General features: G+C 34.3%; 36 protein-coding genes. 33 read left to right on the top strand and 3 right to left on the bottom strand.

What is annotated here, in order from left to right; translation table 11 throughout:
* Positions 1-31: 31 nt before the first annotated feature.
* The 3 genes from ABNT61_RS16590 to ABNT61_RS16600 form a co-directional block, all read right to left on the bottom strand.
* Positions 32-1,630: a RagB/SusD family nutrient uptake outer membrane protein gene (locus tag ABNT61_RS16590; protein WP_348744049.1), complete on the bottom strand. Its 1,599-nt coding sequence runs from the start codon at positions 1,628-1,630 to the stop codon at positions 32-34.
* Positions 1,631-1,650: 20 nt separating this feature from the next.
* Positions 1,651-4,827, bottom strand: a complete 3,177-nt coding sequence (locus tag ABNT61_RS16595) for a SusC/RagA family TonB-linked outer membrane protein (RefSeq protein WP_348740575.1) — start codon at positions 4,825-4,827, stop codon at positions 1,651-1,653.
* 116 nt (positions 4,828-4,943) lie between these two features.
* Positions 4,944-6,584, bottom strand: coding sequence for a hypothetical protein (locus ABNT61_RS16600; RefSeq protein WP_348744050.1), 1,641 nt, complete (start codon positions 6,582-6,584; stop codon positions 4,944-4,946).
* Positions 6,585-6,758: 174 nt separating this feature from the next.
* Between ABNT61_RS16600 and rpsL the strand changes: the two genes are divergently transcribed.
* The 33 genes from rpsL to ABNT61_RS16765 all read left to right on the top strand — a co-directional run bounded on the left by rpsL (position 6,759) and on the right by ABNT61_RS16765 (position 25,771).
* Complete coding sequence (gene rpsL / locus ABNT61_RS16605) at positions 6,759-7,139, top strand: 30S ribosomal protein S12 (protein ID WP_075342596.1); 381 nt, start codon at positions 6,759-6,761, stop codon at positions 7,137-7,139.
* A 31-nt stretch (positions 7,140-7,170) separates the two neighbouring features.
* On the top strand, positions 7,171-7,647 hold the full coding sequence (gene rpsG / locus ABNT61_RS16610; protein ID WP_100925426.1) for a 30S ribosomal protein S7: 477 nt from the start codon (positions 7,171-7,173) through the stop codon (positions 7,645-7,647).
* A gap of 5 nt (positions 7,648-7,652) precedes the next feature.
* Complete coding sequence (fusA, locus tag ABNT61_RS16615) at positions 7,653-9,770, top strand: elongation factor G (protein ID WP_348744051.1); 2,118 nt, start codon at positions 7,653-7,655, stop codon at positions 9,768-9,770.
* A 5-nt stretch (positions 9,771-9,775) separates the two neighbouring features.
* The gene (gene rpsJ, locus ABNT61_RS16620; protein ID WP_075342599.1) at positions 9,776-10,081 is read left to right on the top strand and encodes a 30S ribosomal protein S10; all 306 of its coding nucleotides are present in this window, start codon (positions 9,776-9,778) and stop codon (positions 10,079-10,081) included.
* Between the two features lie 233 nt (positions 10,082-10,314).
* Positions 10,315-10,932, top strand: a complete 618-nt coding sequence (gene rplC, locus ABNT61_RS16625; RefSeq protein ID WP_348709610.1) for a 50S ribosomal protein L3 — start codon at positions 10,315-10,317, stop codon at positions 10,930-10,932.
* Positions 10,932-11,561 (top strand): 50S ribosomal protein L4, encoded by a 630-nt coding sequence (gene rplD / locus ABNT61_RS16630; protein ID WP_348709609.1) that lies wholly within the window; start codon positions 10,932-10,934, stop codon positions 11,559-11,561. The genes rplC and rplD overlap by 1 nt, the downstream gene beginning before the upstream one ends.
* Before the next feature lie 8 nt (positions 11,562-11,569).
* Positions 11,570-11,857, top strand: a complete 288-nt coding sequence (gene rplW / locus ABNT61_RS16635; RefSeq protein WP_348709607.1) for a 50S ribosomal protein L23 — start codon at positions 11,570-11,572, stop codon at positions 11,855-11,857.
* A 15-nt stretch (positions 11,858-11,872) separates the two neighbouring features.
* Positions 11,873-12,697, top strand: a complete 825-nt coding sequence (gene rplB, locus ABNT61_RS16640) for a 50S ribosomal protein L2 (RefSeq protein WP_348709606.1) — start codon at positions 11,873-11,875, stop codon at positions 12,695-12,697.
* A 6-nt stretch (positions 12,698-12,703) separates the two neighbouring features.
* Positions 12,704-12,982, top strand: coding sequence for a 30S ribosomal protein S19 (gene rpsS / locus ABNT61_RS16645; protein WP_075342604.1), 279 nt, complete (start codon positions 12,704-12,706; stop codon positions 12,980-12,982).
* Between the two features lie 9 nt (positions 12,983-12,991).
* On the top strand, positions 12,992-13,396 hold the full coding sequence (gene rplV, locus ABNT61_RS16650; RefSeq protein WP_100925420.1) for a 50S ribosomal protein L22: 405 nt from the start codon (positions 12,992-12,994) through the stop codon (positions 13,394-13,396).
* A gap of 12 nt (positions 13,397-13,408) precedes the next feature.
* Entirely contained in the window at positions 13,409-14,128 is a 720-nt protein-coding gene (rpsC, locus tag ABNT61_RS16655; RefSeq protein ID WP_348709604.1) for a 30S ribosomal protein S3, read from the top strand.
* Between the two features lie 19 nt (positions 14,129-14,147).
* Positions 14,148-14,579, top strand: coding sequence for a 50S ribosomal protein L16 (gene rplP / locus ABNT61_RS16660; protein WP_075342607.1), 432 nt, complete (start codon positions 14,148-14,150; stop codon positions 14,577-14,579).
* A gap of 12 nt (positions 14,580-14,591) precedes the next feature.
* Positions 14,592-14,783 (top strand): 50S ribosomal protein L29, encoded by a 192-nt coding sequence (rpmC, locus tag ABNT61_RS16665; protein ID WP_100925419.1) that lies wholly within the window; start codon positions 14,592-14,594, stop codon positions 14,781-14,783.
* Between the two features lie 19 nt (positions 14,784-14,802).
* Entirely contained in the window at positions 14,803-15,060 is a 258-nt protein-coding gene (rpsQ, locus tag ABNT61_RS16670) for a 30S ribosomal protein S17 (RefSeq protein ID WP_100925418.1), read from the top strand.
* Position 15,061: 1 nt separating this feature from the next.
* Complete coding sequence (gene rplN / locus ABNT61_RS16675) at positions 15,062-15,430, top strand: 50S ribosomal protein L14 (protein ID WP_028890735.1); 369 nt, start codon at positions 15,062-15,064, stop codon at positions 15,428-15,430.
* A 14-nt stretch (positions 15,431-15,444) separates the two neighbouring features.
* A complete protein-coding gene (gene rplX / locus ABNT61_RS16680) occupies positions 15,445-15,753 on the top strand; it encodes a 50S ribosomal protein L24 (protein WP_348709603.1) in 309 nt (102 codons plus the stop codon).
* A 2-nt stretch (positions 15,754-15,755) separates the two neighbouring features.
* Positions 15,756-16,307 carry a 50S ribosomal protein L5 gene (gene rplE, locus ABNT61_RS16685; RefSeq protein WP_348709602.1) on the top strand — a complete coding sequence of 184 codons (552 nt, stop codon included), beginning with the start codon at positions 15,756-15,758 and terminating at the stop codon, positions 16,305-16,307.
* A gap of 4 nt (positions 16,308-16,311) precedes the next feature.
* Complete coding sequence (gene rpsN / locus ABNT61_RS16690; protein WP_091891535.1) at positions 16,312-16,581, top strand: 30S ribosomal protein S14; 270 nt, start codon at positions 16,312-16,314, stop codon at positions 16,579-16,581.
* Between the two features lie 76 nt (positions 16,582-16,657).
* The gene (locus ABNT61_RS16695; protein ID WP_348744052.1) at positions 16,658-17,506 is read left to right on the top strand and encodes a LytTR family DNA-binding domain-containing protein; all 849 of its coding nucleotides are present in this window, start codon (positions 16,658-16,660) and stop codon (positions 17,504-17,506) included.
* A 107-nt stretch (positions 17,507-17,613) separates the two neighbouring features.
* The gene (locus ABNT61_RS16700) at positions 17,614-18,759 is read left to right on the top strand and encodes an acyltransferase (RefSeq protein WP_348744053.1); all 1,146 of its coding nucleotides are present in this window, start codon (positions 17,614-17,616) and stop codon (positions 18,757-18,759) included.
* A gap of 253 nt (positions 18,760-19,012) precedes the next feature.
* Positions 19,013-19,411: a 30S ribosomal protein S8 gene (gene rpsH / locus ABNT61_RS16705; RefSeq protein ID WP_100925413.1), complete on the top strand. Its 399-nt coding sequence runs from the start codon at positions 19,013-19,015 to the stop codon at positions 19,409-19,411.
* A gap of 15 nt (positions 19,412-19,426) precedes the next feature.
* A complete protein-coding gene (rplF, locus tag ABNT61_RS16710; protein ID WP_348709598.1) occupies positions 19,427-19,972 on the top strand; it encodes a 50S ribosomal protein L6 in 546 nt (181 codons plus the stop codon).
* An 11-nt stretch (positions 19,973-19,983) separates the two neighbouring features.
* Positions 19,984-20,334 carry a 50S ribosomal protein L18 gene (rplR, locus tag ABNT61_RS16715; RefSeq protein WP_100925411.1) on the top strand — a complete coding sequence of 117 codons (351 nt, stop codon included), beginning with the start codon at positions 19,984-19,986 and terminating at the stop codon, positions 20,332-20,334.
* Positions 20,335-20,345: 11 nt separating this feature from the next.
* Entirely contained in the window at positions 20,346-20,867 is a 522-nt protein-coding gene (rpsE, locus tag ABNT61_RS16720) for a 30S ribosomal protein S5 (protein ID WP_412766922.1), read from the top strand.
* A gap of 11 nt (positions 20,868-20,878) precedes the next feature.
* Positions 20,879-21,061: a 50S ribosomal protein L30 gene (gene rpmD / locus ABNT61_RS16725; protein ID WP_274635086.1), complete on the top strand. Its 183-nt coding sequence runs from the start codon at positions 20,879-20,881 to the stop codon at positions 21,059-21,061.
* Between the two features lie 13 nt (positions 21,062-21,074).
* Positions 21,075-21,524 carry a 50S ribosomal protein L15 gene (gene rplO / locus ABNT61_RS16730; protein ID WP_348709596.1) on the top strand — a complete coding sequence of 150 codons (450 nt, stop codon included), beginning with the start codon at positions 21,075-21,077 and terminating at the stop codon, positions 21,522-21,524.
* 10 nt (positions 21,525-21,534) lie between these two features.
* Positions 21,535-22,857: a preprotein translocase subunit SecY gene (secY, locus tag ABNT61_RS16735; RefSeq protein ID WP_348709595.1), complete on the top strand. Its 1,323-nt coding sequence runs from the start codon at positions 21,535-21,537 to the stop codon at positions 22,855-22,857.
* 4 nt (positions 22,858-22,861) lie between these two features.
* The gene (gene infA / locus ABNT61_RS16740; protein WP_068206835.1) at positions 22,862-23,077 is read left to right on the top strand and encodes a translation initiation factor IF-1; all 216 of its coding nucleotides are present in this window, start codon (positions 22,862-22,864) and stop codon (positions 23,075-23,077) included.
* A gap of 11 nt (positions 23,078-23,088) precedes the next feature.
* Positions 23,089-23,205, top strand: coding sequence for a type B 50S ribosomal protein L36 (ykgO, locus tag ABNT61_RS16745; protein ID WP_010181906.1), 117 nt, complete (start codon positions 23,089-23,091; stop codon positions 23,203-23,205).
* Between the two features lie 2 nt (positions 23,206-23,207).
* A complete protein-coding gene (gene rpsM, locus ABNT61_RS16750; RefSeq protein WP_348709594.1) occupies positions 23,208-23,573 on the top strand; it encodes a 30S ribosomal protein S13 in 366 nt (121 codons plus the stop codon).
* A gap of 33 nt (positions 23,574-23,606) precedes the next feature.
* Positions 23,607-23,993, top strand: coding sequence for a 30S ribosomal protein S11 (rpsK, locus tag ABNT61_RS16755; protein WP_100925405.1), 387 nt, complete (start codon positions 23,607-23,609; stop codon positions 23,991-23,993).
* 81 nt (positions 23,994-24,074) lie between these two features.
* Entirely contained in the window at positions 24,075-24,680 is a 606-nt protein-coding gene (gene rpsD / locus ABNT61_RS16760) for a 30S ribosomal protein S4 (protein WP_348709593.1), read from the top strand.
* Positions 24,681-24,778: 98 nt separating this feature from the next.
* On the top strand, positions 24,779-25,771 hold the full coding sequence (locus ABNT61_RS16765; protein WP_348709591.1) for a DNA-directed RNA polymerase subunit alpha: 993 nt from the start codon (positions 24,779-24,781) through the stop codon (positions 25,769-25,771).
* Positions 25,772-25,824 lie beyond the last annotated feature (53 nt).

Below are 25,824 nucleotides of genomic sequence, written 5' to 3' on the forward strand. Positions count from 1 at the left end.
ATAACAACCCCTTCCTTGATTAATTCATTATTTAGTTTTGGGCTCCAGGAGAGTTGAAATCACTCTCGAAAGCTGGAACAGGCCAATATTCTAAATATCCATAGTTAATTGTTGCATTAGTATATACAGGAGTATAAGTTTGAACTGGATCCGTATTTGGAACTTGCTCAGTTAAACCAACAACCCATGCACCAGTTCTAGATCCAGAAGCGATTCCATAACGTCTAGCATCATAGAAAGCAAGACCTCTAAAGATTAATGCTAATCTTCTCTCTTTACGAACTTCTTCCCATGCATCTGCTTGAGATAAACCAGTTCCTACTGTTGCAGGTAAACCTGAATTTTGTAAGTTTCTAACTGCATCTAAATGAGCTAAACCACCTTCAATATCAGAAGTTCTAATTTTTGCTTCAGCTAATAATAACTCATTTTCTTCATGAGTTGCTCCGTAGTATAATTTGATTGCTCCAGCAGTACCTGATACGATTGGAGACGGGTCTTTCCAGAAGTAGTTACATCCATATTGTATTCCTCTTCCTCTAGGGTTAGGGAAAACGAAAGGATCGAAATATGCATCTAAACGATTATCTCCAGCATTTATATCTTGGATTAAACGTGGGCTAGGGAAGTACCAGAAACCAGAAACTACTCCAGGTAACCAACCATTATCTAATACAGTTGCTTCAGATGTCATAGAGAAAGCTTCTGTATTTGCGCTAACACCATTGTTACACCATGTGATAACGTTATTCCAATCGGCAGCAGTCATATCAGCTACCTTAGTACTATATACTAAATTACGAGCTCTTAAACTGTTGATGTTTTTAACTAAACCTGCCATATCAACTGAATTTCCAGCGATATCAATTTGAACATCAGATAAAATGGCGTTAAACGCTGTAGCGTCTGCTACTCCATTTATAGTAGTTGTTAAAACGTCTAAAATTCTCTCTGACTCAGCGATTAATCCAGCACTGTTTACAAAAGAATTGTTTGTTGCACCAGGAACGTCATTGATAACACCTTGTTCGTACATTAATCCTAATCTAGAGTAAGCATATGCTTTCCACCATAAGGCCCAAGCTTTATAAGCATCTTTTTGAGAAGCGCTTAAATCTTCAGTGTTATCAATATTATCTAAAATAACATTTGCGTGATTGTTAACCGCATAGTATTCTGCCCATTCGTATTGAGTTGGGTTGTCAGAACCAGCAGCTCTTGTGTTTCTTACTGCGATCTCACCAGGTTGTGGTCCTCCTGCAGGAGGTGTAATAGTTTGAGACGCTGGAATTGTAATACCAGTAGGAGGAGGAACAAGAACATTGCTGTCGAATTGAAGAGATGCTGTTTGGTTTACCCAACGACCTCCAAAATTACCCCAAGGCATTGTTAAGTTATCTCCCATTGTCTCATGATAACCAGACACAAACCAGAAGTTTACACTTCTTGCTGGGTCTGTTGTGTGAATATACATACCTTTAGCATAACCTTGCATACCCGTTGGAGTAAGAAGTGCTGCTAAAGTAGGTTCGTTTTGGTTTACAGGTTCTATGTCTGTATCTATTAAGTTATCTTGACAAGAAACTAATAAACCTAAAACGAATATTGATAATAATTTAAATTTTTTCATCTTAATATTTGTTTTTTATTTTAGAAAGAAACAGTTACACCTAAGTTGATACTCTTAGTGTTAGGCATAGTAAATTCGTCAAAACCTCTTTGGAATGTGTTACCAAAAGTTCTCGAAGCTTCTGGGTCTAAACCAGTATAATCTGTAATCGTTAATAAATTTCTTCCTGCAATTCTTACATCTAAAGCATCAATAAAGTCAGTCTTTATAAATTTCTTTAATTTGAAGTTAACAGCAATCGATCTTAATCTTAAGAAAGAAGCATCTTCTAAGAAGTGAGATAAAGGAACGTTTGTGTTGTATAACGAAGTGTAATATTGAACGAATGCCCCAGTTTGCGCAGTTCCAGAAGGATCTTCGATAGTAACTGGTACAGATGTGTCAGCATGTAATCCGTTGTTATATAACCATTGTTTAGCATTGTTATAAGCTTCCAAACCTTGGAACCAATCTAATTGCATAGATAAGTTAACGAAGTCGCTAATTTGGAAGTCATTAATGAAAGTCATTACGAAATCAGGTTGAGAACTACCTAAAGTTCTTTTGTCTGGAGTAATAACTACATTACCAGTGTTTTTGTTTACGATATATCCGCTACTTGCTTGTGTAAAGTTTCCTTGATCTGCAGTAGGGATAATTAAGTTACCGTCTAAATCAGTCTCATTTAAGTCAGTTACAACTTTGAATAAAGAGAAAGTACCAACTTCTTGTCCTTCTTCTAATACGAAGTTATCACTTACAACTAACGGCTGTCCACTTGCAATTCTATCTAAAGTTGCTTTCGATTTAGTAAAACGAACTCCAAAGTTCCAACCAAAATCTTCTGAAGTATAAACTTGAGTATCAGCAGAAATTTCAATACCATTACTTGATAAATCATAGTTATTAGACTGGATACCAGAAGCACCAGTAGTAGGAGCTAATTCACCTCTAAAGATTGCTCCAGTAGTTTCTCTTGTAAAGTAGTTAACGAAACCATTAACGTTCGAGAACCAAGCACCTTCACTAGGTGTGAATCCATAGTCTAAACCAACTTCTAATTCTTTAGTTCTTTCTACTTCTAAAGCCTCGTTAGATAAGTTAGCAGGGAAAGATAAACCTACATCACCACCTAAAGTTGTTCCTGGTAAAGTGATTAAGTTACTTGAGAATGGAGGTTGGATACCAGCCTCACCATAAGCAGCTCTTAATTTTAATAAGTTCACTGCATCGTTTTCAAATGTATCAGCGATATTAAAATAAGCATCAGCTCTTGGGAATGTAAAATCTAATCCAGAACCAAATCTGTTAGAAAAATCTTGTCTGAAACCAGCAGAGAATCCGAATAAACTTCCAAAATCAAATTTTTGGTTAACTAAATATCCATATGTTCTGAATGGAGATTCTGTATATCCATTGAATACTTTAGTGCTTGATTGGCTAATGTTGTAAGTTCCAAATGCACCAAATGGGTTGTCTGTACCACTTACACTATTAGATACTAAGTTTCTGTCTCTCCAGTCAAAGTTAACTGTAGTTGTAGATACGATGTTAGTATCCCATCCAAATTGTTCTTTGAAGTCTAAACTTAATGTAGCAGAAGCTAAGAAGTTTTGGAAGTATTCTTGATTTGTAATAAAGTTGATTCTACCAGTTTTGTTATTTGTAATAACTCTTTCTTGTTGGTGATCACTCTTGTTTTCTTGGAAGAAAGTAAAGTTTTGAGTATATGTATCATAACCATACTTTACATCAAAAGTTAAGTAGTCAGTAGGACTATAGTTTAAGTTAAAGTTAGAAATATAACGAGTAATCTCATCTAACCTTGTTTGATATCTTCTAAAGAAGAATGGGTTAGTAGAGTTTGGATCAGTTAAATCTGGTTGTACAACAAAATCTCCGTCACTGTTTCTTACGTTTAATAAATCTACATGAGGTAAGTTTTGGAATACATTGTTAATTAAGTTATTCGCGTTTGCGTTATCAGTGTTAGTACCAGTGTCATTTGAACTGTTAATAACGTCAAAACGTCCAGAAACTTTTAAGTTATCAGCTAAATCAACTCCTAAGTTAAAACGAGCATCATACTTAACATATTGACCAGGAACAAGAACAGATTCTTGCTCGGTTCTGTTTGCAGCTAATAAGTAGCTAGTTTTTTCTGAACCTCCTACTAAGTTAACTCCTAAAGTTTGGTTAACAGCAGTGTTAAATAAAACATCTGTAGCATCAAAAGTTTGCTCTGCATAAGGAGTGTTGTTGATTCCCGCATCTCCTAATTGAGAAGTTCCAACAGCAACAGCGTTAATAGCAACTGCACCATATTGAGCTTCGTTGTTTAAATCTGTAACTCTCAATCCGTTAGTGTCTGTTAAGAACCCTTGAGCATCAGTTTGGTATCTGTGTAATGAAGATCTTTTTAATCCGTCTCCAGCGATAGCGTCAACAATACCAACATCAGTTCTAACAGTAACTTTCATTTTACCTGCTTTACCTCTTTTTGTGATAATGTTGATTACCCCGTTCGCTCCTTGTGCACCGTAAATAGTACCTGCAGCAGCACCAGAGATAGTTTCTACTCTTTCAACTGTTGTAAAGTCAATATCAGCTAAACGTGAACTTTGGTTAGATGCACCACCAATACTTGTGCTTGAATCTAGAATTTGAACCCCATCAATTAAAATCATTGGTTGAGAACTATTAAGAGAGTTAATCGCTCTTAATATGATGTTTTGTTGCTGACCTGGCTGTCCAGTAGTAGATTGGATAATTGTACCCGCAATTTTTCCTTGTAAAGCTTGGTCAATAGATTGAGTTCCTGGGGATTCTAATTTTTTAAGAGATATCGAATTTACCGAAACCCCTAATTTCTTTCTTGAAGTTCCTGTTGCCACCCCCGTTACAACAACTTCTTCTAATACGTTACTATCTTCTCCCATAACAACGTCGATTGTGTTAGATGCTCCAACAGTTTTTTCAACTGTTTTCATTCCAACAAATCTAAAAACTAATACGTCTCCTGAGTTTGCTTTGATAGAATACTTACCATCAAAATCAGTTTCGGTACCAGAGGCAGAACCTTTTTTCTGCACACTAACTCCAGGTAGTGGTCCTGATTCATCTGAAACAACACCTGAAATCGTTTTTTCTTGTGCAAAGGATATCTGCACAATAAACGCAAAGAATAGCGCCAAAATTCCATTAAATTTTGTTATCATTTTGTATTTATTTGAATTAATGTCTGCTAAAGTCTTAAAATAAACTTAAAAAAACAATAAAAAAGGTTAATAAAATGTGAACTAAATAGCTTTTTTGTTAAAAACAGATGTTTTTTTTAGAAGTAGTTTTTAAAGCTTAGAGATAAGTTAAACCCTTTACTGTTGCTTTCTGTAGCGTTAAGGTTTCCACTGAAAATTAAATCTATTTTTGATTTGTTTATAAAGAAGGAATATCCTGCTCCGAGGGTTAAAAGGTTTTGTCTTATTTTGTTGGTGGATTCTATGATTCCAAAATCGGTAATACTATATATATAAGAATCCTTATTTGCTAGTATCCTATACTCAAGAGTCATAAAGGAATATTTAGCTGTAAAAATACTTTGTTGATTTACTCCTCGTATTGAATTTGGTCCACCAATCCTGAATAATTCATTGGTTAAAAAAGTGTTGGATAGTAGTAAGTTAGATTCACTTCGAACGAAAACTGAATTTCTTTGGTTTATTTCGAAAAGATAGTAGGCTTCTAGGTTTATTTTACTTTGATTTCCTGTGCTGTTTGTTGTAGATCTTTGTCCAAATTGATATTTGCTAAGTAGAAATAATTTGGTTTTATAGATGCTATGATTATTTGGTATGTGATAAGAAAAACTCAATCCAACAAAATTAGTATTGAAGTTTTCTATGCTGGTTATATTGTTATTTAACGTGTTGTTCGATGATTCTGTTTCGTAAAATGTCCCTATTTCAGTTCTTGGATTTAATGTATATGTAAAGTTGGTTTGTAGTTTCGAATTTAAGAATGTGCTGTCTTGTTTGTGAATTTCAAAAGAAGTGTGATTTGAAATAGGTGTGTTGAAAATATACGGTATTTTAGTGGATAAGTTAATGTTCTGGCTTTCGTTTCCATTAGCATTCCATGAGAAGTTTAGTTCTTCGCCTGTATTTAGCAGGTTTACAAGCTCTAAGTTTAAATTACCTGTTATCTGAACTTTGTCATTTGAAGGGTTTGTCGAGAAGTTTAAGAGTCCGTCGAAATTGTTTCGTTTAACTTCTTCTAAGTATAAATACAGGGTTGTCGAGTCTTTTTTAAAAAGAGCTTCGGGTTGATTAGTAGTTTTTACAAATTTTAAATTGTCTATATTTTGAGCTAGGTCATTTATTTTGTTTTTATCAAATAAATCTCCTTTTTTAATTTTCGCGAAATGATTCAAATAGTTTTTCGGAAATCCATCATAGCCTTTTATGATGATGTTGTCAATTATTCGTTTTTCAGATTTATTAATTGTCAAGTCTGCAACAAGAAGATTGTCTTTTAAATCTATATTTGTGAGTTGTATAGTGGAAAATCCTTTTCCTTCTTTAGATAGTTGGTTTTCGATTTCGGTTAATATGGTTTCGAATTTCGAAAATTTTATTTTTTCATAATTTAATTCAGGGATTATTGATTTAAGGTAGTTTAATTCTTCTGGAGTTTTAAGTTTTAAAAAGTTTATACGCTTTCCCAAATATATTCTATGGAATACCGTGTCTTTTATTTGGTATGTGGAATCGATGTAACTGTAGAAGTACCCTTTCAGCTTTATTTTTTCTAGAAGTTTTTCCTTTGTGGTAGGTTCGCTTTTAGTGATCTTAATATTTTCTAAAGTAGTGTTTTCAATCGAATCTTTAGAGTATAGTTTTACATGCTTTTTTTGTGCAAAAAGAATTTTTCCGGAGAGTAAAACTAAAATTAATGATATGAAAAGGTTTTTCTTCAAGATTGTGATATGGGGCTAAAGTACATTAAAATCAAGAAATTCGCTGTAGAATTAATTCTTGTTTTAAAAATAACTTACTGATATTTGAATAATTAGAAATAAATCGTACATTTGCACACTCTTAAAAATAGAGATTTATTAATAAGTACAAACGAAAACAAGTAATTAATTAGTATGCCAACTATTCAACAATTAGTTCGTAAAGGAAGAACCAAAATAACTAAGAAGAGTAAATCGGCTGCTTTAACGGCATGTCCTCAGAGACGTGGAGTTTGTACGCGTGTGTATACAACTACGCCAAAGAAACCTAACTCAGCTATGCGTAAAGTAGCTCGTGTTAGATTAACAAATGGTAATGAAATCAACGCGTATATTCCAGGTGAAGGACATAACCTACAAGAGCACTCGATAGTATTAGTTAGAGGTGGAAGGGTAAAAGATTTACCAGGTGTAAAATACCACATCGTACGTGGTGCATTAGATACTGCAGGTGTTGAGGGAAGAACTCAACGTAGATCTAAATATGGTGCAAAACGCCCTAAAGACAAAAAGTAAGATTAATCAGTAACTTTTTTAATGTAAAGACATGAGAAAAAGAAGAGCGAAAAAAAGAGTTTTGTTACCGGATCCAAGATTTAATGATCAATTAGTAACACGTTTTGTGAATAACTTAATGTGGGACGGTAAGAAATCTGTAGCGTTCAAAGTATTTTACGATGCAATGGATATCGTAAATGAAAAGAAAACTGACGAGGAAAAGTCAGCTTTAGAAATTTGGAAAGATGGTTTATCTAATGTAATGCCACACGTAGAGGTTCGTTCTCGTCGTGTTGGTGGAGCTACATTCCAGATACCAATGCAAATACGTCCAGATCGTAAAGTTTCAATGGCGATCAAATGGATGATTAGTTATGCTCGTAAGCGTAACGAAAAAACAATGGCTCAGCGTTTAGCAGCTGAGGTTTTAGCAGCAGCTAAAGAAGAAGGAGCAGCAGTTAAGAAAAGAGTTGATACTCATAAGATGGCTGAAGCAAATAAAGCATTCTCACACTTTAGATTTTAATAGAAATGGCTAGAGATTTAAAATTTACAAGAAATATTGGTATTGCTGCCCACATTGATGCGGGTAAGACTACAACAACTGAGCGTATCCTTTATTATACAGGGGTTTCTCACAAAATTGGAGAGGTGCACGATGGTGCTGCTACAATGGACTGGATGGAGCAAGAGCAAGAAAGAGGTATTACAATTACTTCTGCTGCTACTTCATGTACTTGGGAATTCCCAACTGAAAATGGACAAAAATTACCTGATACAAAAGGATATCACTTTAACATTATTGATACTCCTGGTCACGTTGACTTTACAGTAGAGGTAAACCGTTCATTACGTGTATTAGATGGATTAGTATTCTTATTCTCAGCTGTTGATGGTGTTGAGCCTCAGTCAGAAACTAACTGGCGTTTAGCTGATAACTATAAAGTGCCTCGTATGGGGTTTGTTAATAAGATGGACCGTCAAGGATCTAACTTCTTAGCAGTTTGTCAGCAAGTAAAAGATATGTTAGGTTCTAATGCAGTGCCAATCGTATTACCAATTGGTGAAGAAGCTGATTTTAAAGGTGTGATTGATTTAGTAAAGAACCGTGCTATTGTTTGGCATGATGAAACTAAAGGATCTACTTTTGATATTATTGATATTCCAGAAGATTTAAAAGAAGAGGCTGCTGAATACAGAGCTAAATTAATCGAGGAAGTAGCTGCTTACGATGAGAATTTATTAGAGAAATTCATGGAAGATGAAAACTCTATTACAGAAGAAGAAGTGCATGCTGCTTTACGTGCTGCTGTAATGGATATGTCTATCATTCCTATGGTATGTGGTTCTGCTTTCAAAAATAAAGGTGTACAGTTCTTATTAGACGGAGTTTGTCGTTATTTACCTTCACCAGTAGATAAGGATGCTATCGTTGGAACTGATCCTGAAACAGGAGAAGAGGTTGTACGTAAGCCAGATGTAAAAGAGCCTTTCTCAGCGTTAGCATTTAAAATTGCTACTGATCCTTTCGTAGGTCGTTTAGCATTCTTCCGTGCTTACTCTGGTCGTTTAGACGCTGGTTCTTATGTGTTAAACAACCGTTCAGGTAAGAAAGAGCGTATTTCTCGTATTTACCAAATGCACTCAAATAAGCAAAACGCTTTAGATTTTATCGAAGCTGGAGATATTGGAGCTGCTGTTGGATTTAAAGATATTAAAACAGGAGATACTTTATCTGCTGAGAAAGCACCAATCGTTTTAGAATCGATGGACTTCCCAGATCCAGTAATCGGTATCGCTGTTGAGCCAAAAACAAAAGCGGATGTTGATAAGTTAGGATTAGCTTTAGGTAAATTAGCTGAAGAGGATCCAACATTTACAGTAAGAACTGACGAAGCTTCAGGACAGACTATTATTTCTGGAATGGGTGAGTTGCACTTAGATATTATTGTTGATCGTTTAAAGCGTGAGTTTAAAGTTGAAGTAAACGAAGGTCAACCACAAGTAGAGTACAAAGAAGCTATTACTGCTTCGGCTGAACACAGAGAGGTTTATAAGAAACAATCTGGTGGTCGTGGTAAATTCGCGGATATTGTATTTACAATGGAGCCTGCTGACGAAGGAGCAACAGGATTACAATTTGAATCTATCATTAAAGGTGGTAACGTTCCTAAAGAATTTGTACCATCTGTAGAAAAAGGATTTAAAGAGGCTATGAAAAATGGTCCTTTAGCTGGATACGAGATGGATTCAATGAAGGTTACTTTAAAGGATGGATCTTTCCACCCTGTGGATTCTGATCAGTTATCATTCGAATTAGCTGCAAAAATGGGTTATAAAGCTGCTGCAAAAGCTGCAAAAGCTAAAATCATGGAGCCTATTATGAAGTTAGAAGTGTTAACTCCTGAGGAGAACATGGGTGATATCGTAGGAGATTTAAATAGAAGACGTGGTCAGGTTTCTGATATGTCTGATAGAGCGGGATCTAAAGTTGTTAAAGCTACAGTTCCATTATCTGAAATGTTCGGATATGTTACTGCTTTAAGAACAATGTCTTCTGGTAGAGCTACATCTACAATGGAATTCTCTCACTATGCTGAGACTCCATCAAATATTTCAGAAGAAGTAATCGCTAATGCTAAAGGTTAATTAAGATGAGTCAAAAAATTAGAATAAAATTAAAATCTTACGATTACAACTTAGTTGATAAATCAGCAGAGAAAATCGTTAAGACAGTAAAAAGTACTGGAGCGGTTGTTAACGGACCAATCCCATTACCAACTCATAAAAAGATTTTTACAGTATTACGTTCACCACACGTAAACAAAAAGTCTAGAGAGCAATTTCAATTATCTGCTTACAAGCGTTTATTAGACATTTATAGTTCTTCATCTAAGACTATCGATGCATTAATGAAGCTTGAATTACCAAGTGGAGTTGAGGTAGAGATCAAGGTATAAGTAATTTAACTTTCGGCTTATTTTGTTAAGTCGAAAGTTTTTTTTACTTTTGCAGTCCGAAATCCTTAGCGGGGTTTCTTTAATTTTCAGTTAGTTAGCTGGAAATCACATGTCCGGAGGGTTTCGCGAAGGAAAAACGGTAAAACACAAAGATTTAAATTAGAGTGTTTTACGCTCTTTTTTTTTGCGCTCTTGGAATGAATTTTAAAATAATTAATAATTAATATTTAAATATGTCTGGGTTAATAGGAAAAAAAGTAGGTATGACCAGCTTATTCGATGAGAATGGGAAGAATATCCCATGTACTGTTATCGAAGCAGGTCCATGCGTAGTTACCCAAGTCAGAACCGAAGAGGTTGATGGCTATTCAGCTTTACAACTTGGTTTCGATGACAAGAAGGCAAAAAGCTCTAATAAAGCTTTAGACGGTCACTTTGCAAAAGCAGGTACTGTTGCTAAAAAACAAGTCGTTGAGTTCCAAGGTTTCGAAGGTGAGTATAAATTGGGTGACTCAATTACAGTTGAACACTTTGCTGAAGGTGAGTTCGTAGATGTTTCTGGAACTTCTAAAGGTAAAGGTTTTCAAGGGGTTGTTAAACGTCACGGATTTGGTGGTGTTGGACAAGCTACACACGGTCAACATAACCGTTTAAGAGCGCCAGGTTCTATTGGTGCGGCTTCTTATCCTGCAAGAGTATTCAAAGGAATGCGTATGGCAGGACGTATGGGAGGTGATAGAGTTAAAGTTCAAAATTTAAGAGTATTAAAAGTAGTTGCTGAAAAGAATCTTTTAGTTGTAAAAGGAGCTGTTCCAGGACACAAGAACTCTTATGTAATTATTGAGAAGTAATGAAGGTAGCAGTATTAGATATTACAGGAAAAGATACTGGTAGAAAAGTTGAACTTTCTAACGAAGTATTCGGAATCGAGCCAAACGATCATGCAATCTATTTAGATGTTAAGCAATATTTGGCTAATCAAAGACAAGGTACTCACAAATCTAAAGAGAGAGGTGAGATTGCTGGAAGTACTAGAAAGATTAAAAAACAAAAAGGTACAGGTACTGCACGTGCTGGTAGTATAAAGTCTCCAGTTTTTAGAGGTGGAGGACGTATCTTCGGTCCAAGACCAAGAAACTATTCTTTCAAATTAAACAAGAACTTAAAGCGTTTAGCTCGTAAATCAGCTTTAAGTATTCAAGCAAAAGATAGCAATTTAGTAGTAATTGAAGATTTCAACTTTGAAACTCCAAAAACTCAAGAATTTGTTAAGGTGTTAAAGGCTTTAGAATTAGATGCGAAGAAATCATTATTCGTATTAGGTTCAGAAAATAAGAATGTATACTTATCTTCTCGTAACTTAAAAAACTCTAAAGTAGTTAGTGCAACAGGAATAAATACTTACAACGTGTTAAACGCTGGGAAAGTAGTTATCGCTGAGAGCACATTAGAAGGAATTGAATCTAATTTAAGTAAATAGGGAATAAGATGAGTATTTTAATTAAACCTATTATTACGGAGAAAGCAACTGGAGATAGCGAACGTTTTAATCGTTATACTTTTGTTGTAAACAAGAATGCTAACAAAATTCAAATTAAGGATGCTGTTGAAGCTGCTTACGGAGTAACTGTAGAGAAAGTAAGAACTTTAAATCATCCAGCGTTAAGAAAAACTAAGTACACTAAAAAAGGTTTAGTTACTGGTTTAACAAGCGGTTATAAAAAAGCGGTTGTTCAGTTAGCAGAAGGCGAAATTGATTTTTATAACAATCTATAAGAATAAGAAAGACAAATGTCAGTTAGAAAATTAAAACCAATAACACCAGGTCAGCGTTTTAGAGTTGTGAATGGGTTCGACACCATCACTACTGATAAGCCGGAAAAGTCATTATTGGCTCCGAAAAAAAGAACTGGAGGTCGAAACAATCAGGGTCGTATGACTACTCCTAACAGAGGTGGAGGTCATAAGAGAAGATATCGTATTATCGATTTCAAAAGAGATAGATATAACGATCCTGCTACAGTATTAACTATTGAGTACGATCCAAACCGTACAGCGTTTATCGCTTTAGTTCAATATGCTGATGGAGAAAAGCGTTATGTAATCGCTCAAAACGGATTAAAAGTAGGACAGACTATCGTTTCAGGAAAAGAAGCTACACCAGATGTTGGTAATGCTATGTTTTTAAGTGATATTCCTTTAGGAACAACTATTTCTTGTATCGAATTACGTCCAGGTCAAGGAGCTGTTATGGCTCGTTCTGCAGGTTCTTTTGCTCAATTAATGGCAAGAGACGGAAAATATGCAATTGTTAAGTTACCTTCAGGTGAAACAAGATTAATCTTACAAACTTGTTTGGCAACTATTGGAGTAGTATCTAATTCAGATCACCAATTATTAGTTTCTGGTAAAGCTGGTAGATCTAGATGGTTAGGTAGAAGACCAAGAACTAATGCAGTTAGAAAGAACCCAGTTGATCACCCAATGGGAGGTGGTGAAGGACGTTCTTCTGGAGGACATCCAAGATCTAAGAATGGTATCCCAGCTAAAGGATATAAGACTAGATCTAAGACTAAAGCTAGTAACAAGTATATTTTAGAACGTAGAAAGAAATAATAAATCATGGCAAGATCATTAAAAAAAGGACCTTACGTTCACTATAAGTTAGAAAGAAAAGTGTTAGCTAACGTTGAATCAGGAAAGAAATCTGTGATCAAAACTTGGTCTAGAGCTAGTATGATTACTCCTGATTTTGTTGGACAAACTATCGCTGTTCATAATGGACGTCAGTTTGTACCTGTTTACGTTACAGAAAACATGGTAGGTCATAAGTTAGGCGAATTTTCACCAACACGTTCATTCCGTGGACACGCTGGTGCTAAAAATAAAGGAAAAAAATAGTAGGATATTATGGGAAGTCGTAAAAAAAACATGGCAACGCAGTTAAAAGAAGCTAAGAAGCAAAGAGCTTTCGCTAAGCTTACTAACTGTCCTACGTCACCAAGAAAAATGCGTTTAGTAGCGGATCAAGTAAGAGGTGTAGAAGTTGAAAAAGCTTTACAAATCTTAAAATTCAGTCCGAAAGAAGCATCTCGTAACTTAGAAAAGTTATTATTATCAGCTATTGCTAACTGGCAAGCTAAAAATGAAGATGCAAGCATGGAGGATGCTGGATTATTCGTGAAATCTATTTATGTAGATAGCGCAGGGATGTTAAAGAGATTAAGACCAGCTCCACAAGGTCGTGCACACAGAATTCGTAAACGTTCTAATCACGTTACTTTAGAGTTAGGAACTAAAAATAACAGTAATTAATCATTAGTAGAAATGGGACAAAAGACAAATCCAATAGGAAATCGTTTAGGAATCATCAGAGGATGGGAATCTAACTGGTATGGTGGAAATGACTACGGTGATAAAATTGCTGAAGATGATAAGATAAGAAGGTATTTAAAAGCCAGATTATCAAAAGCAAGTGTATCTCGTATTATTATTGAGCGTACTTTAAAACTTGTAACCGTTACTATCACTACTGCACGTCCAGGTATCATTATCGGTAAAGGAGGTCAAGAGGTAGACAAGTTAAAAGAAGAGCTTAAGAAAATTACTGGTAAAGAAGTTCAAATTAACATTTTTGAGATTAAGCGTCCAGAATTAGATGCAAATTTAGTTGCAGCTAGTATCGCTCGTCAAATCGAAAATAGAATTTCTTACAAGCGTGCTACTAAAATGGCTATCGCGGCTGCAATGCGTATGAACGCAGAAGGTATTAAAGTACAACTTTCTGGACGTTTAAACGGAGCTGAAATGGCACGTTCTGAACACTATAAAGAGGGAAGAATTCCTTTATCTACTTTTAGAGCAGATATCGATTATTCACTTGTTGAAGCGCATACTACATACGGAAGAATCGGTGTGAAGGTATGGATTATGAAAGGTGAGGTTTATGGTAAAAGAGAGTTATCTCCATTAGTTGGATTATCTAAGCAAAAAGGTAATTCTAACAACAAAGGTGGTGGTAGACGTCAACCTCGCAGAAGAAAATAATTTTTAAAAGAAATTAGAGATGTTACAGCCAAAAAGAGTAAAATTTCGTAGAGTTCAGAAAGGTAAAGGAAACATGAGTGGTAACTCTGGAAGAGGAACTCAGTTATCAAACGGAATGTTTGGTATCAAATCCTTAGACCAGAACTTACTTACTTCTCGACAAATAGAAGCTGCTCGTATTGCGGCGACTCGTTATATGAAAAGGGAAGGTCAGCTTTGGATTAAAATTTTCCCAGACAAGCCAATAACTAAGAAACCGTTAGAGGTACGTATGGGTAAAGGTAAAGGAGCACCTGACCATTTCGTTGCTGTTGTTAAACCAGGAAGAATCTTATTTGAAGTTGGTGGTGTGCCAATGGAAGTAGCAAAAGAAGCACTACGTTTAGCTGCTCAAAAGCTTCCTGTTAAGACGAAGTTTATCATTGCAAGAGATTTTGATTATAACGCTTAATTCTAATAGATCATGAAACAATCAGAAATAAAAGAATTATCAACAGCTGACTTACAAGATAAGCTTGGAGCGTTGAAGAAAAATTATACTGATCTTAAGATGGCTCACGCTATAACTCCATTGGATAATCCATTGCAGTTAAGAACCTTAAGAAGAACTGTTGCAAGAATTGCAACAGAGTTAACTAAAAGAGAATTACAATAAATTCTAGTCAGTTTTAAAGATGGAAAAAAGAAATCTTAGAAAAGAGAGAATAGGTGTAGTATCTAGCAACAAAATGGAGAAATCTATCGTAGTTAGCGAGGTAAAAAGAGTAAAGCACCCAATGTACGGTAAATTCGTTAAGAAAACGAAAAAGTACGTTGCACATGACGAGAATAACGATTGCAACATTGGAGATACAGTAAGAATAATGGAAACTCGTCCATTAAGTAAATCTAAGCGTTGGAGATTAGTAGAAATCCTAGAAAGAGCTAAATAATATGTTACAGACAGAATCAAGATTAAAAGTAGCAGACAACACTGGAGCGAAGGAAGTTTTAGTGATTAGAGTTTTAGGAGGAACAAAAAAGCGTTACGCTAGCGTTGGAGATAAGATCGTAGTTACAGTAAAGTCTGCAACTCCAAACGGAACTGTAAAGAAAGGTCAAGTATCTCGTGCAGTTGTTGTTCGTACTAAGAAAGAAGTTAGACGTAAAGACGGGTCATATATCAGATTTGATGATAACGCTTGTGTACTTTTAAATCCTTCAGAGGAAATGAGAGGTACTCGTGTATTCGGTCCTGTTGCTCGTGAATTACGTGAGAAACAATTTATGAAAATAGTATCATTAGCACCTGAGGTGTTATAAAAACAGATTTTAAGATGAAGAAATTTAAAATTAAATCAGGAGATACTGTTAAAGTTATCGCAGGAGATCACAAAGGATCTGAAGGAAAAGTTTTACGTATCCTTAAAGATAATGATAGAGTAGTAGTAGAAGGTGTAAATATGGTATCTAAGCATACTAAGCCAAGCGCTGCTAATCCACAAGGAGGTATCGTAAAACAAGAAGCTCCATTACATATTTCGAACGTTGCTTTAGTAGAAAATGGTGAAGCTGTAAGAGTAGGTTATAAAGTTGAAGGAGATACTAAAACTAGAATCTCTAAAAAAACTAAAAACGCAATATAATCATGAGTTACGTACCAAGATTAAAAGAAGAATACAAGGCTAGAGTTATTAAGGCTCTTACTGATGAGTTCGGATATAAGAACGTAATGCAAGTACCTAAATTACAGAAGATTGTTGTAAGTAAAGGTGTAGGTGCTGCTATTGCTGATAAGAAATTAATTGAGTATGCAGTTGACGAGTTAACTGCTATCACAGGACAGAAAGCTGTTCCTACAATGTCTAAGAAGGATGTTGCAAACTTCAAATTACGTAAAGGAATGCCAATTGGTGCTAAGGTTACGTTAAGAGGAGACATCATGTATGAATTCTTAGATCGTTTAATTACAGCTTCTTTACCTCGTGTAAGAGATTTTAATGGAATTAAAGCAAATGGATTTGATGGTAGAGGTAATTATAACTTAGGTATTACTGAACAAATCATTTACCCAGAGATTAATATTGACCAAGTAAAGAAAATCAACGGTATGGATATTACATTTGTAACATCTGCTACTACTGATAAGGAAGCTAAGTCATTATTAGGAGAATTAGGTTTACCATTTAAAAAGAATTAATAAGATGGCTAAAGAATCAATGAAAGCGCGCGAGCGTAAAAGAGCTAAAACGGTTGCTAAGTATGCTGAAAAAAGAAAGGCTTTAAAAGAAGCTGGAGATTATGAAGCATTACAAAAGTTACCTAAGAACGCTTCACCAATTAGAATGCACAATCGTTGTAAGCTAACTGGTCGTCCGAAAGGATATATGCGTCAGTTTGGAATTTCACGTGTTACTTTCCGTGAAATGGCAAACCAAGGATTAATTCCAGGTGTAAAGAAAGCTAGCTGGTAGAAATATCAGTTATGAAAATACTAAAGGTGTACAATTATTTGTACACCTTTTTTTATTTTGGCTAAAATTTTTTGGCTTGATAAAAATACTCCGTACGAATTATCCATTTTATTACGATGTAAAAACGGCAACTATTATAAGTGTTTTAGTCTTCATACTATCGACTAGTTTTAGCTATGCTTTCGAACCTTTTGAAGTAAATTATAAGGAACTTAAGTTCTCCTATTTAATAACTTCAGTTATACATTCAATAGTTTCTCTTATTGTGTTTATGTCTTCCGTAATCCTATTAACATTTTTCAGGGATAAAAAGAAGGATTGGCAAGTCTATAATGAATTTTCATTTTTATTCATTGTTTTAATACTTATTGGTGTTGGCCAGTATCTGATTAGAGATTTAATTTATTTAAAAGATGATAATTGGTCTTTTAGATATCTATTTGAAGAAATTAGAAATACCCTTTTAGTGGGAAGTTTACTTATGTTTATTATTACTTCAATTAATATCGAAAGATTAAAGACTATTTATAGGAATAGAAGTAAGCTTTTAAATTTAGAATTCACTAAAGATGTTATTTCTAACGAAACAATTTCAATTAAGACAAAAGTCAAAATTGACGATTTTAATTTAACGATGAATGATTTCATTTATGCCAAATCAGATAAAAATTATGTTGAGATTTTTACAGTAGGAGGTAAAATGTTAAAAAGAATGAGTATTAAAAGTTTAGAAGATCAATTAGAAATGTTTGATTATATTTTCAGATCTCATCGTTCCTTTTTATTGAATTTAAATAAGATTGAAAAGGTTCAAGGAAATACCCAAGGGTATAAATTATCCTTACTAAACTGTGAAGATGAAATTCCTGTCTCTAGAGGAATGATCATGAAATTCGAAGAAGAACTTCGTAAACTTAAAAAGTAGCTTGTTATACGTAACATTAGCCTTGTTGTTCATCACAATTCTATATAAGGTGGAGTCTCCATAAATTTAGAGAGATAGTTTCGTATGAAATTATTTATTTAAAATTTATGACTACTAAAAGAAGATACGACCTCGATTGGTTACGTGTTATTTCAGTTTTTGCTGTTTTTTTACATCATGTTTTCATGCCTTTTAATGGAGACGACTTCCATATTATGAATTCTGAATCTAGTAAACTACTAGATGATGTAATGGTTTACTTCGAACAGTTTAGATTACCATTATTATTTTTTGTTTCCGGTGTTGGAACCGTTTTTGCTTTTTCTAAAAGAAACTGGAAAGAATTTATATTAGAGCGAAGTAAACGTTTGTTAATTCCTTTGATTTTTGGAGTTGTGATATTGATCCCACCTCAAACATATTTCGAAAACTATAGATTTTATGGAGCATATACATCAGAATATCCTGAACTCTTAATAAAGTTAAAAGTCAATCATCTTTGGTTTATTGAAAACCTCTTTCTATTATCATTATTTTTAATACCCGTAATACTTTTTTTCAGATCTCGAAACAGCGAAGTTTTAAAATCATTTATCAAAAAGGTTACTAGTAAGTATGGTTTTATAATTTGGTGTTTAACTCTTGTTGTTATAAGAGTAATAACCAAATATTATTTTCCTGAAGATGATAAGAGTTTTATGAATCCATCTACAACATTATATTTTGGTTTTTTCTTTATTAGCGGAATTATAATTTCTAGTACAACTGAATTATGGGAGTTACTGTTAAAGAATAAGCGAAAAAATCTTTTGTATTTAATTTTAAGTTCGGTTTTATTCTATTTCTATTATTTCATTCCTAGAGAATACATATCTCCATACTTTTCTTTAGCAACACGTTGGAGTATTTGGTATGTAGTATGTTCTCTTGTTTCTTGGTCAGTAATTATAACTATCTTAGGTTATGGTCAAAAGTTTCTCAATAAAGGAAGTGAATTACTGAAGAAATTAAACGAAGCCGTTTATCCATTTTACATGTTACATCAGACAGTAATTATTATTCTAGGGTATTTTATTCTACAGTTTGAAGTGTCAATAAGTGCTAAAATTATCATTTTGATGATTAGCTCATTTGTGAGTATTGTAATTTTATATTTGACAATAATTTATCCATTTTCTTGGGTTAGATTTTTATTCGGAATGAAAAATAATCAACCAAAAACTTCTAAAAGCGCTGATGAAAATTCATTCTAAGAGATGAGTAGAAATTAGCAATAAATTAATAGTCAATTCGATAATTAAGAATTCCCTTTTTTTTTCGAAAACTTTATGTATATTTGCACACTGTTTTTGCGGGGTAAATTATGCCTTTTTGTGAATGAACATCGAGAAATAGTGCGCTCTTGTAAAAACAAAAATGAGTTTTAACTGGTTTCAGGTTTGGCAGTTACGAGAATTCGTAAGTAAAATAGAAGCTGCTAAATACCAAAACCGCAATTAAATTAATATGTATACAGATCCAATCGCGGATTTTCTTACTCGTGTTAGAAATGCTATTATGGCAGGACACAGAGTTGTAGAAGTTCCAGCTTCAAAATTGAAGAAGGAGATGACTAAGATTTTGTTTGATCAAGGTTACATTTTAAGTTATCAGTTCAATGACGATAAAGTTCAAGGAACTATCAAGATAGCTTTAAAGTACGATAGACAAACGAAAGAACCAGTTATCAGAAAAATTCAAAGAGTATCTACACCAGGTTTACGTAAGTATGTAGGTGCTAAAGAAATGCCAAGAGTTTTAAACGGACTTGGTATCGCAATTGTATCAACTTCAAAAGGTGTGATGACTAACAAGAAAGCACGCCAAGAGAATGTTGGTGGAGAAGTATTATGTTACGTTTACTAATAAACATTTTGTAAGATGAGTAGAATAGGTAAAAGCCCAATCACATTGCCACAAGGTGTTGAATTCAAAGTAAACGATAACGTGGTAACAGTAAAAGGTAAATTAGGAGAATTAACTCAAAAGTTAACTTCTGATATTACTGTAAAAGAAGAGGATGGTACTTTAACAGTGGAAAGACCATCAGATAGTAAAGAACACAAGGCTGCACACGGTTTATACCGAGCTTTAATCGCAAACATGATTGAAGGTGTGACTAAAGGTTATACTAAGGAATTAGAGTTAGTTGGAGTAGGTTATAGAGCGTCTAACCAAGGACAGAAGTTAGATTTAGCTTTAGGATTTTCTCATAACATTGTATTAGAGTTAGCACCAGAAGTAAAGGTTGAAACAGTATCTGAAAAAGGTAAAAACCCAATCGTAAAGTTAACTTCTCACGATAAGCAATTAGTGGGGCAAGTAGCGGCTAAGATTCGTTCTTTCCGTAAGCCTGAGCCATATAAAGGTAAAGGAGTTAAGTTTGTTGGTGAAGTAATTAGAAGAAAAGCAGGTAAATCTGCATAATAATTAGTGTTATGGCATTATCAAAACTTGAAAGAAGACAACGTATAAAGTATAGAATTAGAAAAGTTATTTCTGGTACAGCTGCAAAGCCAAGATTATCAGTATTCAGAAGTAATAAAGAAATCTATGCTCAAATTATAAATGATGTAGACGGTGTAACGATTGCAGCGGCATCATCAAGAGATAAAGAAATTGCATCTGGTTCTAAAGCAGAAACTGCTGCAGCTGTAGGTAAAGCAATTGCTGAAAAAGCTGTTAAAGCAGGATTAGAGACTGTTGCTTTTGATAGAAATGGTTACTTATACCATGGACGTGTAAAAGTATTAGCAGACGCTGCAAGAGAAGCTGGTTTAAAATTTTAAGAAATTATATTATGTTAGGATATAAAAACGTAGAAAGAGTAAAACCAAGCGGATTAGAGCTTGTTGACAGATTAGTAGGTGTTCAACGTGTTACTAAAGTTACTAAAGGAGGTAGAGCATTTGGTTTTTCTGCTATCGTAGTAGTAGGTGATGGAAATGGAGTAGTTGGACATGGATTAGGAAAGTCTAAAGATGTATCATCTGCAATTGCAAAAGCAGTTGAAGATGCAAAGAAGAATTTAGTTCGTATTCCATTATTAAAAGGAACGTTACCTCACGAGCAAAAGGGTAAATTCGGTGGAGCTAAGGTGTTTATTAAGCCAGCTTCAAATGGTACCGGAGTTATTGCAGGTGGTGCAGTACGTGCCGTATTAGAATCTGTAGGAGTACATGACGTATTATCTAAATCTCAAGGTTCATCTAACCCACACAACGTGGTAAAAGCAACTTTTGATGCATTATTACAATTGCGTAGTGCAGAAACTATTGCAAGACAAAGAGGAATCTCATTAGAGAAAGTTTTTAACGGATAAAATTTAAGACGATGAGTAAAATTAGAGTTACACAAGTAAAAAGTCAAATCGGTCGCCTTAAAAATCAAAAGAGAACGTTAGAGGCGTTAGGATTACGTAAAATGAACCAAACTGTAGAGCATGATGCAACAGCTACAATTTTGGGTATGGTAAATAAAGTTCAACACTTAGTTTCTGTAGAAGAAATTAAATAAGAAGATAATAAAAATGAGTTTACATAACTTAAAACCAGCAGCTGGGTCTACAAAAAACGGGAAGAGAATTGCTCGTGGTGAAGGATCAGGTAAAGGTGGTACCTCTACAAGAGGACATAAAGGAGCTAAATCTCGTTCAGGTTACTCTCGTAAAATCGGATTCGAAGGAGGGCAAATGCCACTTCAAAGACGTGTACCTAAGTTTGGATTCACAAACATAAACCGTAAAGAGTATGTTGGAATCAACTTAGATAAATTACAAGAGTTAGTAGATAACGGTAGAATTACTGATACAGTTACTATGGACGTTTTAGTAGAAAACAGATTAGCACGTAAAAACGAACTTGTAAAGATCTTAGGACGTGGTGAGTTGAAAGCTAAATTAAATATAACTGTACACAAATTTACAGCTACAGCAAAAGCAGCTATCGAAGCAGCTGGAGGTGAAGCAGTAACTTTATAAACTGTAAATGATGAATTTTATAAATACATTAAGAGACATTTTCAAAATAGAAGAGTTAAAAGATAAATTACTTTTAACAATAGGTTTAATCGCTGTTTATCGTTTTATGGCAGCAGTTCCATTACCTGGAATTGATCCAACACAATTAGCAGCACTAAAAGATCAAGCCGGAGGTGGACTCTTAGGTTTATTAAATGCATTTACAGGTGGGGCATTTGCTAGAGCATCTGTTATGGCTTTAGGAATCATGCCTTACATTTCTGCATCTATTGTAGTTCAGTTAATGGGAATTGCTATTCCTTATTTACAGAAACTTCAAAAAGATGGAGAGAGTGGACGTAAGAAAATTACACAAATTACACGTTGGTTAACAATTCTAATTACATTAGTTCAAGGACCAACATATATCACAGCAATTAAAACTCAATTCGGTTTACCAGAATCGGCTTTCTTAGTTGGTGGTGCAACGTTTTGGGTTTCATCTATGATCTTACTTACTGCAGGTACAATATTTGCAATGTGGTTAGGAGAAAGAATTACTGACAAAGGTGTTGGTAATGGTATTTCTTTATTAATTACAGTAGGTATTATCGCTAACTTTCCAGCAGCTTTTTTACAAGAGTTTATCGCTAAGACGACTAACGCTGGAGGTGGTGGAATAATGATGATCTTAATTGAAGTTTTAGTATGGTTTGTTGTAATATTATTAACGGTGTTACTAGTAACTGCGGTTCGTAAAGTAGCTGTTCAATACGCTCGTAGAACTGCAATAGCAAACATTAAAGATGTTGAAGGTGCTAGACAGTATATTCCATTAAAATTAAACGCAGCAGGTGTAATGCCAATCATTTTTGCACAAGCAATTATGTTTTTACCTATGACTTTAGGACAAAAATTCCCTGCATTAGTAAGTTTAACAGATATTAATGGATTATGGTATAATGTAATCTTTGCGGTATTAATTATAATTTTTAGTTATTTCTATACTGCAATTACAATTCCTACTAATAAAATGGCCGAAGATCTTAAAAGAAGTAATGGATTTGTTCCTGGTTATAAGCCGGGAGAGGAAACTGCTAATCATTTAGATTCAGTTTTATCAAAAATTACTTTCCCAGGATCTTTATTCTTAGCTGCGTTATCAATTTTACCAGCTATTATAGTTCAGTTTGGAGTAACTCAAAGTTGGGCATTGTTCTACGGAGGAACTTCATTAATTATTATGGTAGGAGTAGCAATCGACACCATTCAACAAATTAATTCGTATTTATTAAACAGTCGTTATGATGGTTTAATGAAGACAGGTAACACTAATAGAAAATCATTAAAATAATAATATGGCTAAGCAACCAGCAATTCAACAAGACGGAACGATAACAGAAGCATTATCAAATGCAATGTTTCGCGTAGAATTAGAAAATGGACATATTGTTACGGCACACATTTCAGGAAAGATGCGTATGCACTATATCAAACTTTTACCTGGAGACAAGGTAAAGTTAGAAATGAGCCCATATGATTTGACTAAAGCAAGAATTACTTACAGATATTAAAAAACACACTGATGAAAGTAAGAGCATCATTAAAGAAAAGAAGTGCCGACTGTAAAATTGTACGCAGAAAAGGCAGACTATATGTTATAAACAAAAAGAATCCTAGATTTAAACAAAGACAAGGTTAGTTATGGCAAGAATCGCAGGTATAGATATTCCAAAGAATAAGAGAGGCGTAATCGCTTTAACGTACATCTTTGGTATAGGAAGAAGCAGAGCTAAAGATGTTTTAGCAGATGCAAAAGTAGACGAGAACATTAAGGTTCAAGATTGGAACGATGATCAAATCGCAGCAATTCGTGAGCAAGTTGGAAATTACACTATTGAGGGTGAGTTACGTTCAGAGGTTCAATTAAACATTAAACGTTTAATGGACATCGGTTGTCAAAGAGGAATCCGTCACAGACTTGGATTACCTTTAAGAGGACAAAGAACTAAAAATAACTCTCGTACTAGAAAAGGTAAGAGAAAAACTGTAGCTAACAAGAAAAAATAATCGTTAGATTATTTTTACTAATAGTAAAGAATCATGGCAAAATCGAAAGTAACAAAAAAACGTAAAGTTGTAATCGAGTCTACAGGTGAGGCACATATTACAGCGTCGTTCAATAACATCATCATCTCTTTAACTAACAAAAAAGGAGACGTAATTTCTTGGTCATCTGCCGGTAAAATGGGATTCAGAGGATCTAAGAAGAACACTCCTTATGCAGCTCAATTAGCTGCAGAAAACTGTGCTTCAGTTGCAAAAGAGGCTGGTTTACGTAAAGTAAAGGTGTATGTTAAAGGACCAGGTAACGGTAGAGAATCTGCAATAAGATCTATCCACAATTCTGGAATCGAGGTAACAGAAATCATTGACGTTACTCCAATTCCACACAATGGATGTCGTCCACCTAAAAGAAGAAGAGTATAATAATTAATTTTTAATCAAGTAGGACTAAAGATTGTCGAAGGAGTAAGCCTTAATTCACAATCCTTACTTAAATTTATAGAAATGGCAAGATATACAGGACCAAAAACTAAGATTGCTCGTAAATTTGGCGAAGCAATTTTCGGAGATGATAAAAACTTCGAAAAAAGAAATTACCCTCCAGGACAACACGGAGTTGGTAAGAGAAGAGGTAAAAAATCTGAATACGCAGTTCAGTTAATGGAAAAGCAAAAAGCTAAGTATACTTATGGTATCTTAGAACGTCAATTCCGTAACTTATTCAAGAAAGCTCAGGCTTCAGGTGGTATTACAGGTGAGGTTTTATTACAATTATGTGAATCTCGTTTAGATAATACAGTATTCCGTTTAGGAGTTGCAAATTCTCGTAGAGCTGCTCGTCAATTAGTTTCTCACCGTCACATTACAGTGAACGGAGAAATCGTGAACATTCCATCGTACAGATTAAAAGCTGGAGACGTGATCGCGGTAAGAGAAAAGTCTAAGTCTTTAGACGCAATCGAAAATGCATTAGCTTCAAATAGCAATGTATACGAATGGTTAACTTGGAATGCTGAGCAAAAGTCAGGAACTTTTGTTAAAGTACCAGAAAGATTACAAATCCCTGAGAACATCAAGGAGCAGTTAATCGTAGAATTATATTCTAAATAATAAATTAATCACATTGGTATTTGGCCAAAGGGTTTATTCGTATTTCTTCAAACTTATAAACCGCGCAACCAAATAACAATTAAAACGAAGAAACATAAATGGCGATTTTAAATTTTCAAAAACCGGATAAAGTAATAATGATTGAATCTACTGATTTTTCAGGTAGATTTGAATTCAGACCGTTAGAGCCAGGTTTTGGTTTAACGGTAGGAAATGCATTACGTAGAGTATTGTTATCATCTTTAGAAGGATTTGCTATTACATCTTTAAGAATTGATGGTGTAGAGCACGAGTTTTCAACAATGACAGGAGTAGTTGAAGATGTTACCGAAATGATCTTAAACTTAAAACAAGTTCGTTTCAAAAAGCAAATCGAAGAATCAGATAGAGAAACAGTAACTATTGCTATATCAGGTCAAGAGCAATTAACTGCTGGAGATTTACAAAAATTCATTTCAGGATTTCAAGTATTAAATCCTGATTTAGTAATCTGTAATATGGATAAATCTGTAAAGATTAATGCAGAGATTACCATAGAAAAAGGTAGAGGATTTGTACCAGCTGAAGAAAATAAAAAATCAGGAGCACCATTAGGAACAATTTTTACAGATTCTATCTTTACACCTATTAAGAATGTAAAGTATGCTGTAGAGAACTTCCGTGTTGAGCAAAAGACTGACTACGAAAAGTTAGTATTTGACATCGATACTGATGGTTCAATTAATCCTAAGGATGCTTTAACAGAAGCTGCAAAGATTTTAATCCACCACTTCATGTTATTCTCAGATGAGAGAATTACGTTAGAGGCAGATGAGATCGCTCAAACAGAGTCGTATGATGAGGAATCATTACACATGCGTCAATTATTAAAGACGAAATTAGTTGATATGGATTTATCAGTTCGTGCTTTAAACTGTTTAAAAGCTGCTGAAGTTGATACGTTGGGAGACTTAGTGTCTTTTAATAAAGGAGATTTAATGAAGTTCAGAAACTTTGGTAAAAAATCATTAACTGAATTAGAAGAGTTAGTGAACAATAAAGGTCTAAGTTTCGGAATGGATTTATCAAAATACAAATTAGATAGAGATTAATATTTAACGAGGTTATCATAGTTTGCTCCTCAAGAGTGAGTTGAGCAAGATGA

It is taken from the genome of Tenacibaculum sp. 190524A05c, from assembly GCF_964036595.1.
Classification (GTDB): Bacteria; Bacteroidota; Bacteroidia; order Flavobacteriales; family Flavobacteriaceae; genus Polaribacter; species Polaribacter platacis.

What these genes read in the sequence shown, in the direction of transcription:
- ABNT61_RS16590 (WP_348744049.1), bottom strand. Translation starts at nt 1,630, where the DNA reads ATGAAAAAATTTAAATTATTATCAATATTCGTTTTAGGTTTATTAGTT.
- ABNT61_RS16595 (WP_348740575.1), bottom strand. Translation starts at nt 4,827, where the DNA reads ATGATAACAAAATTTAATGGAATTTTGGCGCTATTCTTTGCGTTTATT.
- rpsL (WP_075342596.1), top strand. Translation starts at nt 6,759, where the DNA reads ATGCCAACTATTCAACAATTAGTTCGTAAAGGAAGAACCAAAATAACT.
- rpsG (WP_100925426.1), top strand. Translation starts at nt 7,171, where the DNA reads ATGAGAAAAAGAAGAGCGAAAAAAAGAGTTTTGTTACCGGATCCAAGA.
- fusA (WP_348744051.1), top strand. Translation starts at nt 7,653, where the DNA reads ATGGCTAGAGATTTAAAATTTACAAGAAATATTGGTATTGCTGCCCAC.
- rpsJ (WP_075342599.1), top strand. Translation starts at nt 9,776, where the DNA reads ATGAGTCAAAAAATTAGAATAAAATTAAAATCTTACGATTACAACTTA.
- rplC (WP_348709610.1), top strand. Translation starts at nt 10,315, where the DNA reads ATGTCTGGGTTAATAGGAAAAAAAGTAGGTATGACCAGCTTATTCGAT.
- rplD (WP_348709609.1), top strand. Translation starts at nt 10,932, where the DNA reads ATGAAGGTAGCAGTATTAGATATTACAGGAAAAGATACTGGTAGAAAA.
- rplW (WP_348709607.1), top strand. Translation starts at nt 11,570, where the DNA reads ATGAGTATTTTAATTAAACCTATTATTACGGAGAAAGCAACTGGAGAT.
- rplB (WP_348709606.1), top strand. Translation starts at nt 11,873, where the DNA reads ATGTCAGTTAGAAAATTAAAACCAATAACACCAGGTCAGCGTTTTAGA.
- rpsS (WP_075342604.1), top strand. Translation starts at nt 12,704, where the DNA reads ATGGCAAGATCATTAAAAAAAGGACCTTACGTTCACTATAAGTTAGAA.
- rplV (WP_100925420.1), top strand. Translation starts at nt 12,992, where the DNA reads ATGGGAAGTCGTAAAAAAAACATGGCAACGCAGTTAAAAGAAGCTAAG.
- rpsC (WP_348709604.1), top strand. Translation starts at nt 13,409, where the DNA reads ATGGGACAAAAGACAAATCCAATAGGAAATCGTTTAGGAATCATCAGA.
- rplP (WP_075342607.1), top strand. Translation starts at nt 14,148, where the DNA reads ATGTTACAGCCAAAAAGAGTAAAATTTCGTAGAGTTCAGAAAGGTAAA.
- rpmC (WP_100925419.1), top strand. Translation starts at nt 14,592, where the DNA reads ATGAAACAATCAGAAATAAAAGAATTATCAACAGCTGACTTACAAGAT.
- rpsQ (WP_100925418.1), top strand. Translation starts at nt 14,803, where the DNA reads ATGGAAAAAAGAAATCTTAGAAAAGAGAGAATAGGTGTAGTATCTAGC.
- rplN (WP_028890735.1), top strand. Translation starts at nt 15,062, where the DNA reads ATGTTACAGACAGAATCAAGATTAAAAGTAGCAGACAACACTGGAGCG.
- rplX (WP_348709603.1), top strand. Translation starts at nt 15,445, where the DNA reads ATGAAGAAATTTAAAATTAAATCAGGAGATACTGTTAAAGTTATCGCA.
- rplE (WP_348709602.1), top strand. Translation starts at nt 15,756, where the DNA reads ATGAGTTACGTACCAAGATTAAAAGAAGAATACAAGGCTAGAGTTATT.
- rpsN (WP_091891535.1), top strand. Translation starts at nt 16,312, where the DNA reads ATGGCTAAAGAATCAATGAAAGCGCGCGAGCGTAAAAGAGCTAAAACG.
- ABNT61_RS16700 (WP_348744053.1), top strand. Translation starts at nt 17,614, where the DNA reads ATGACTACTAAAAGAAGATACGACCTCGATTGGTTACGTGTTATTTCA.
- rpsH (WP_100925413.1), top strand. Translation starts at nt 19,013, where the DNA reads ATGTATACAGATCCAATCGCGGATTTTCTTACTCGTGTTAGAAATGCT.
- rplF (WP_348709598.1), top strand. Translation starts at nt 19,427, where the DNA reads ATGAGTAGAATAGGTAAAAGCCCAATCACATTGCCACAAGGTGTTGAA.
- rplR (WP_100925411.1), top strand. Translation starts at nt 19,984, where the DNA reads ATGGCATTATCAAAACTTGAAAGAAGACAACGTATAAAGTATAGAATT.
- rpsE (WP_412766922.1), top strand. Translation starts at nt 20,346, where the DNA reads ATGTTAGGATATAAAAACGTAGAAAGAGTAAAACCAAGCGGATTAGAG.
- rpmD (WP_274635086.1), top strand. Translation starts at nt 20,879, where the DNA reads ATGAGTAAAATTAGAGTTACACAAGTAAAAAGTCAAATCGGTCGCCTT.
- rplO (WP_348709596.1), top strand. Translation starts at nt 21,075, where the DNA reads ATGAGTTTACATAACTTAAAACCAGCAGCTGGGTCTACAAAAAACGGG.
- secY (WP_348709595.1), top strand. Translation starts at nt 21,535, where the DNA reads ATGAATTTTATAAATACATTAAGAGACATTTTCAAAATAGAAGAGTTA.
- infA (WP_068206835.1), top strand. Translation starts at nt 22,862, where the DNA reads ATGGCTAAGCAACCAGCAATTCAACAAGACGGAACGATAACAGAAGCA.
- ykgO (WP_010181906.1), top strand. Translation starts at nt 23,089, where the DNA reads ATGAAAGTAAGAGCATCATTAAAGAAAAGAAGTGCCGACTGTAAAATT.
- rpsM (WP_348709594.1), top strand. Translation starts at nt 23,208, where the DNA reads ATGGCAAGAATCGCAGGTATAGATATTCCAAAGAATAAGAGAGGCGTA.
- rpsK (WP_100925405.1), top strand. Translation starts at nt 23,607, where the DNA reads ATGGCAAAATCGAAAGTAACAAAAAAACGTAAAGTTGTAATCGAGTCT.
- rpsD (WP_348709593.1), top strand. Translation starts at nt 24,075, where the DNA reads ATGGCAAGATATACAGGACCAAAAACTAAGATTGCTCGTAAATTTGGC.
- ABNT61_RS16765 (WP_348709591.1), top strand. Translation starts at nt 24,779, where the DNA reads ATGGCGATTTTAAATTTTCAAAAACCGGATAAAGTAATAATGATTGAA.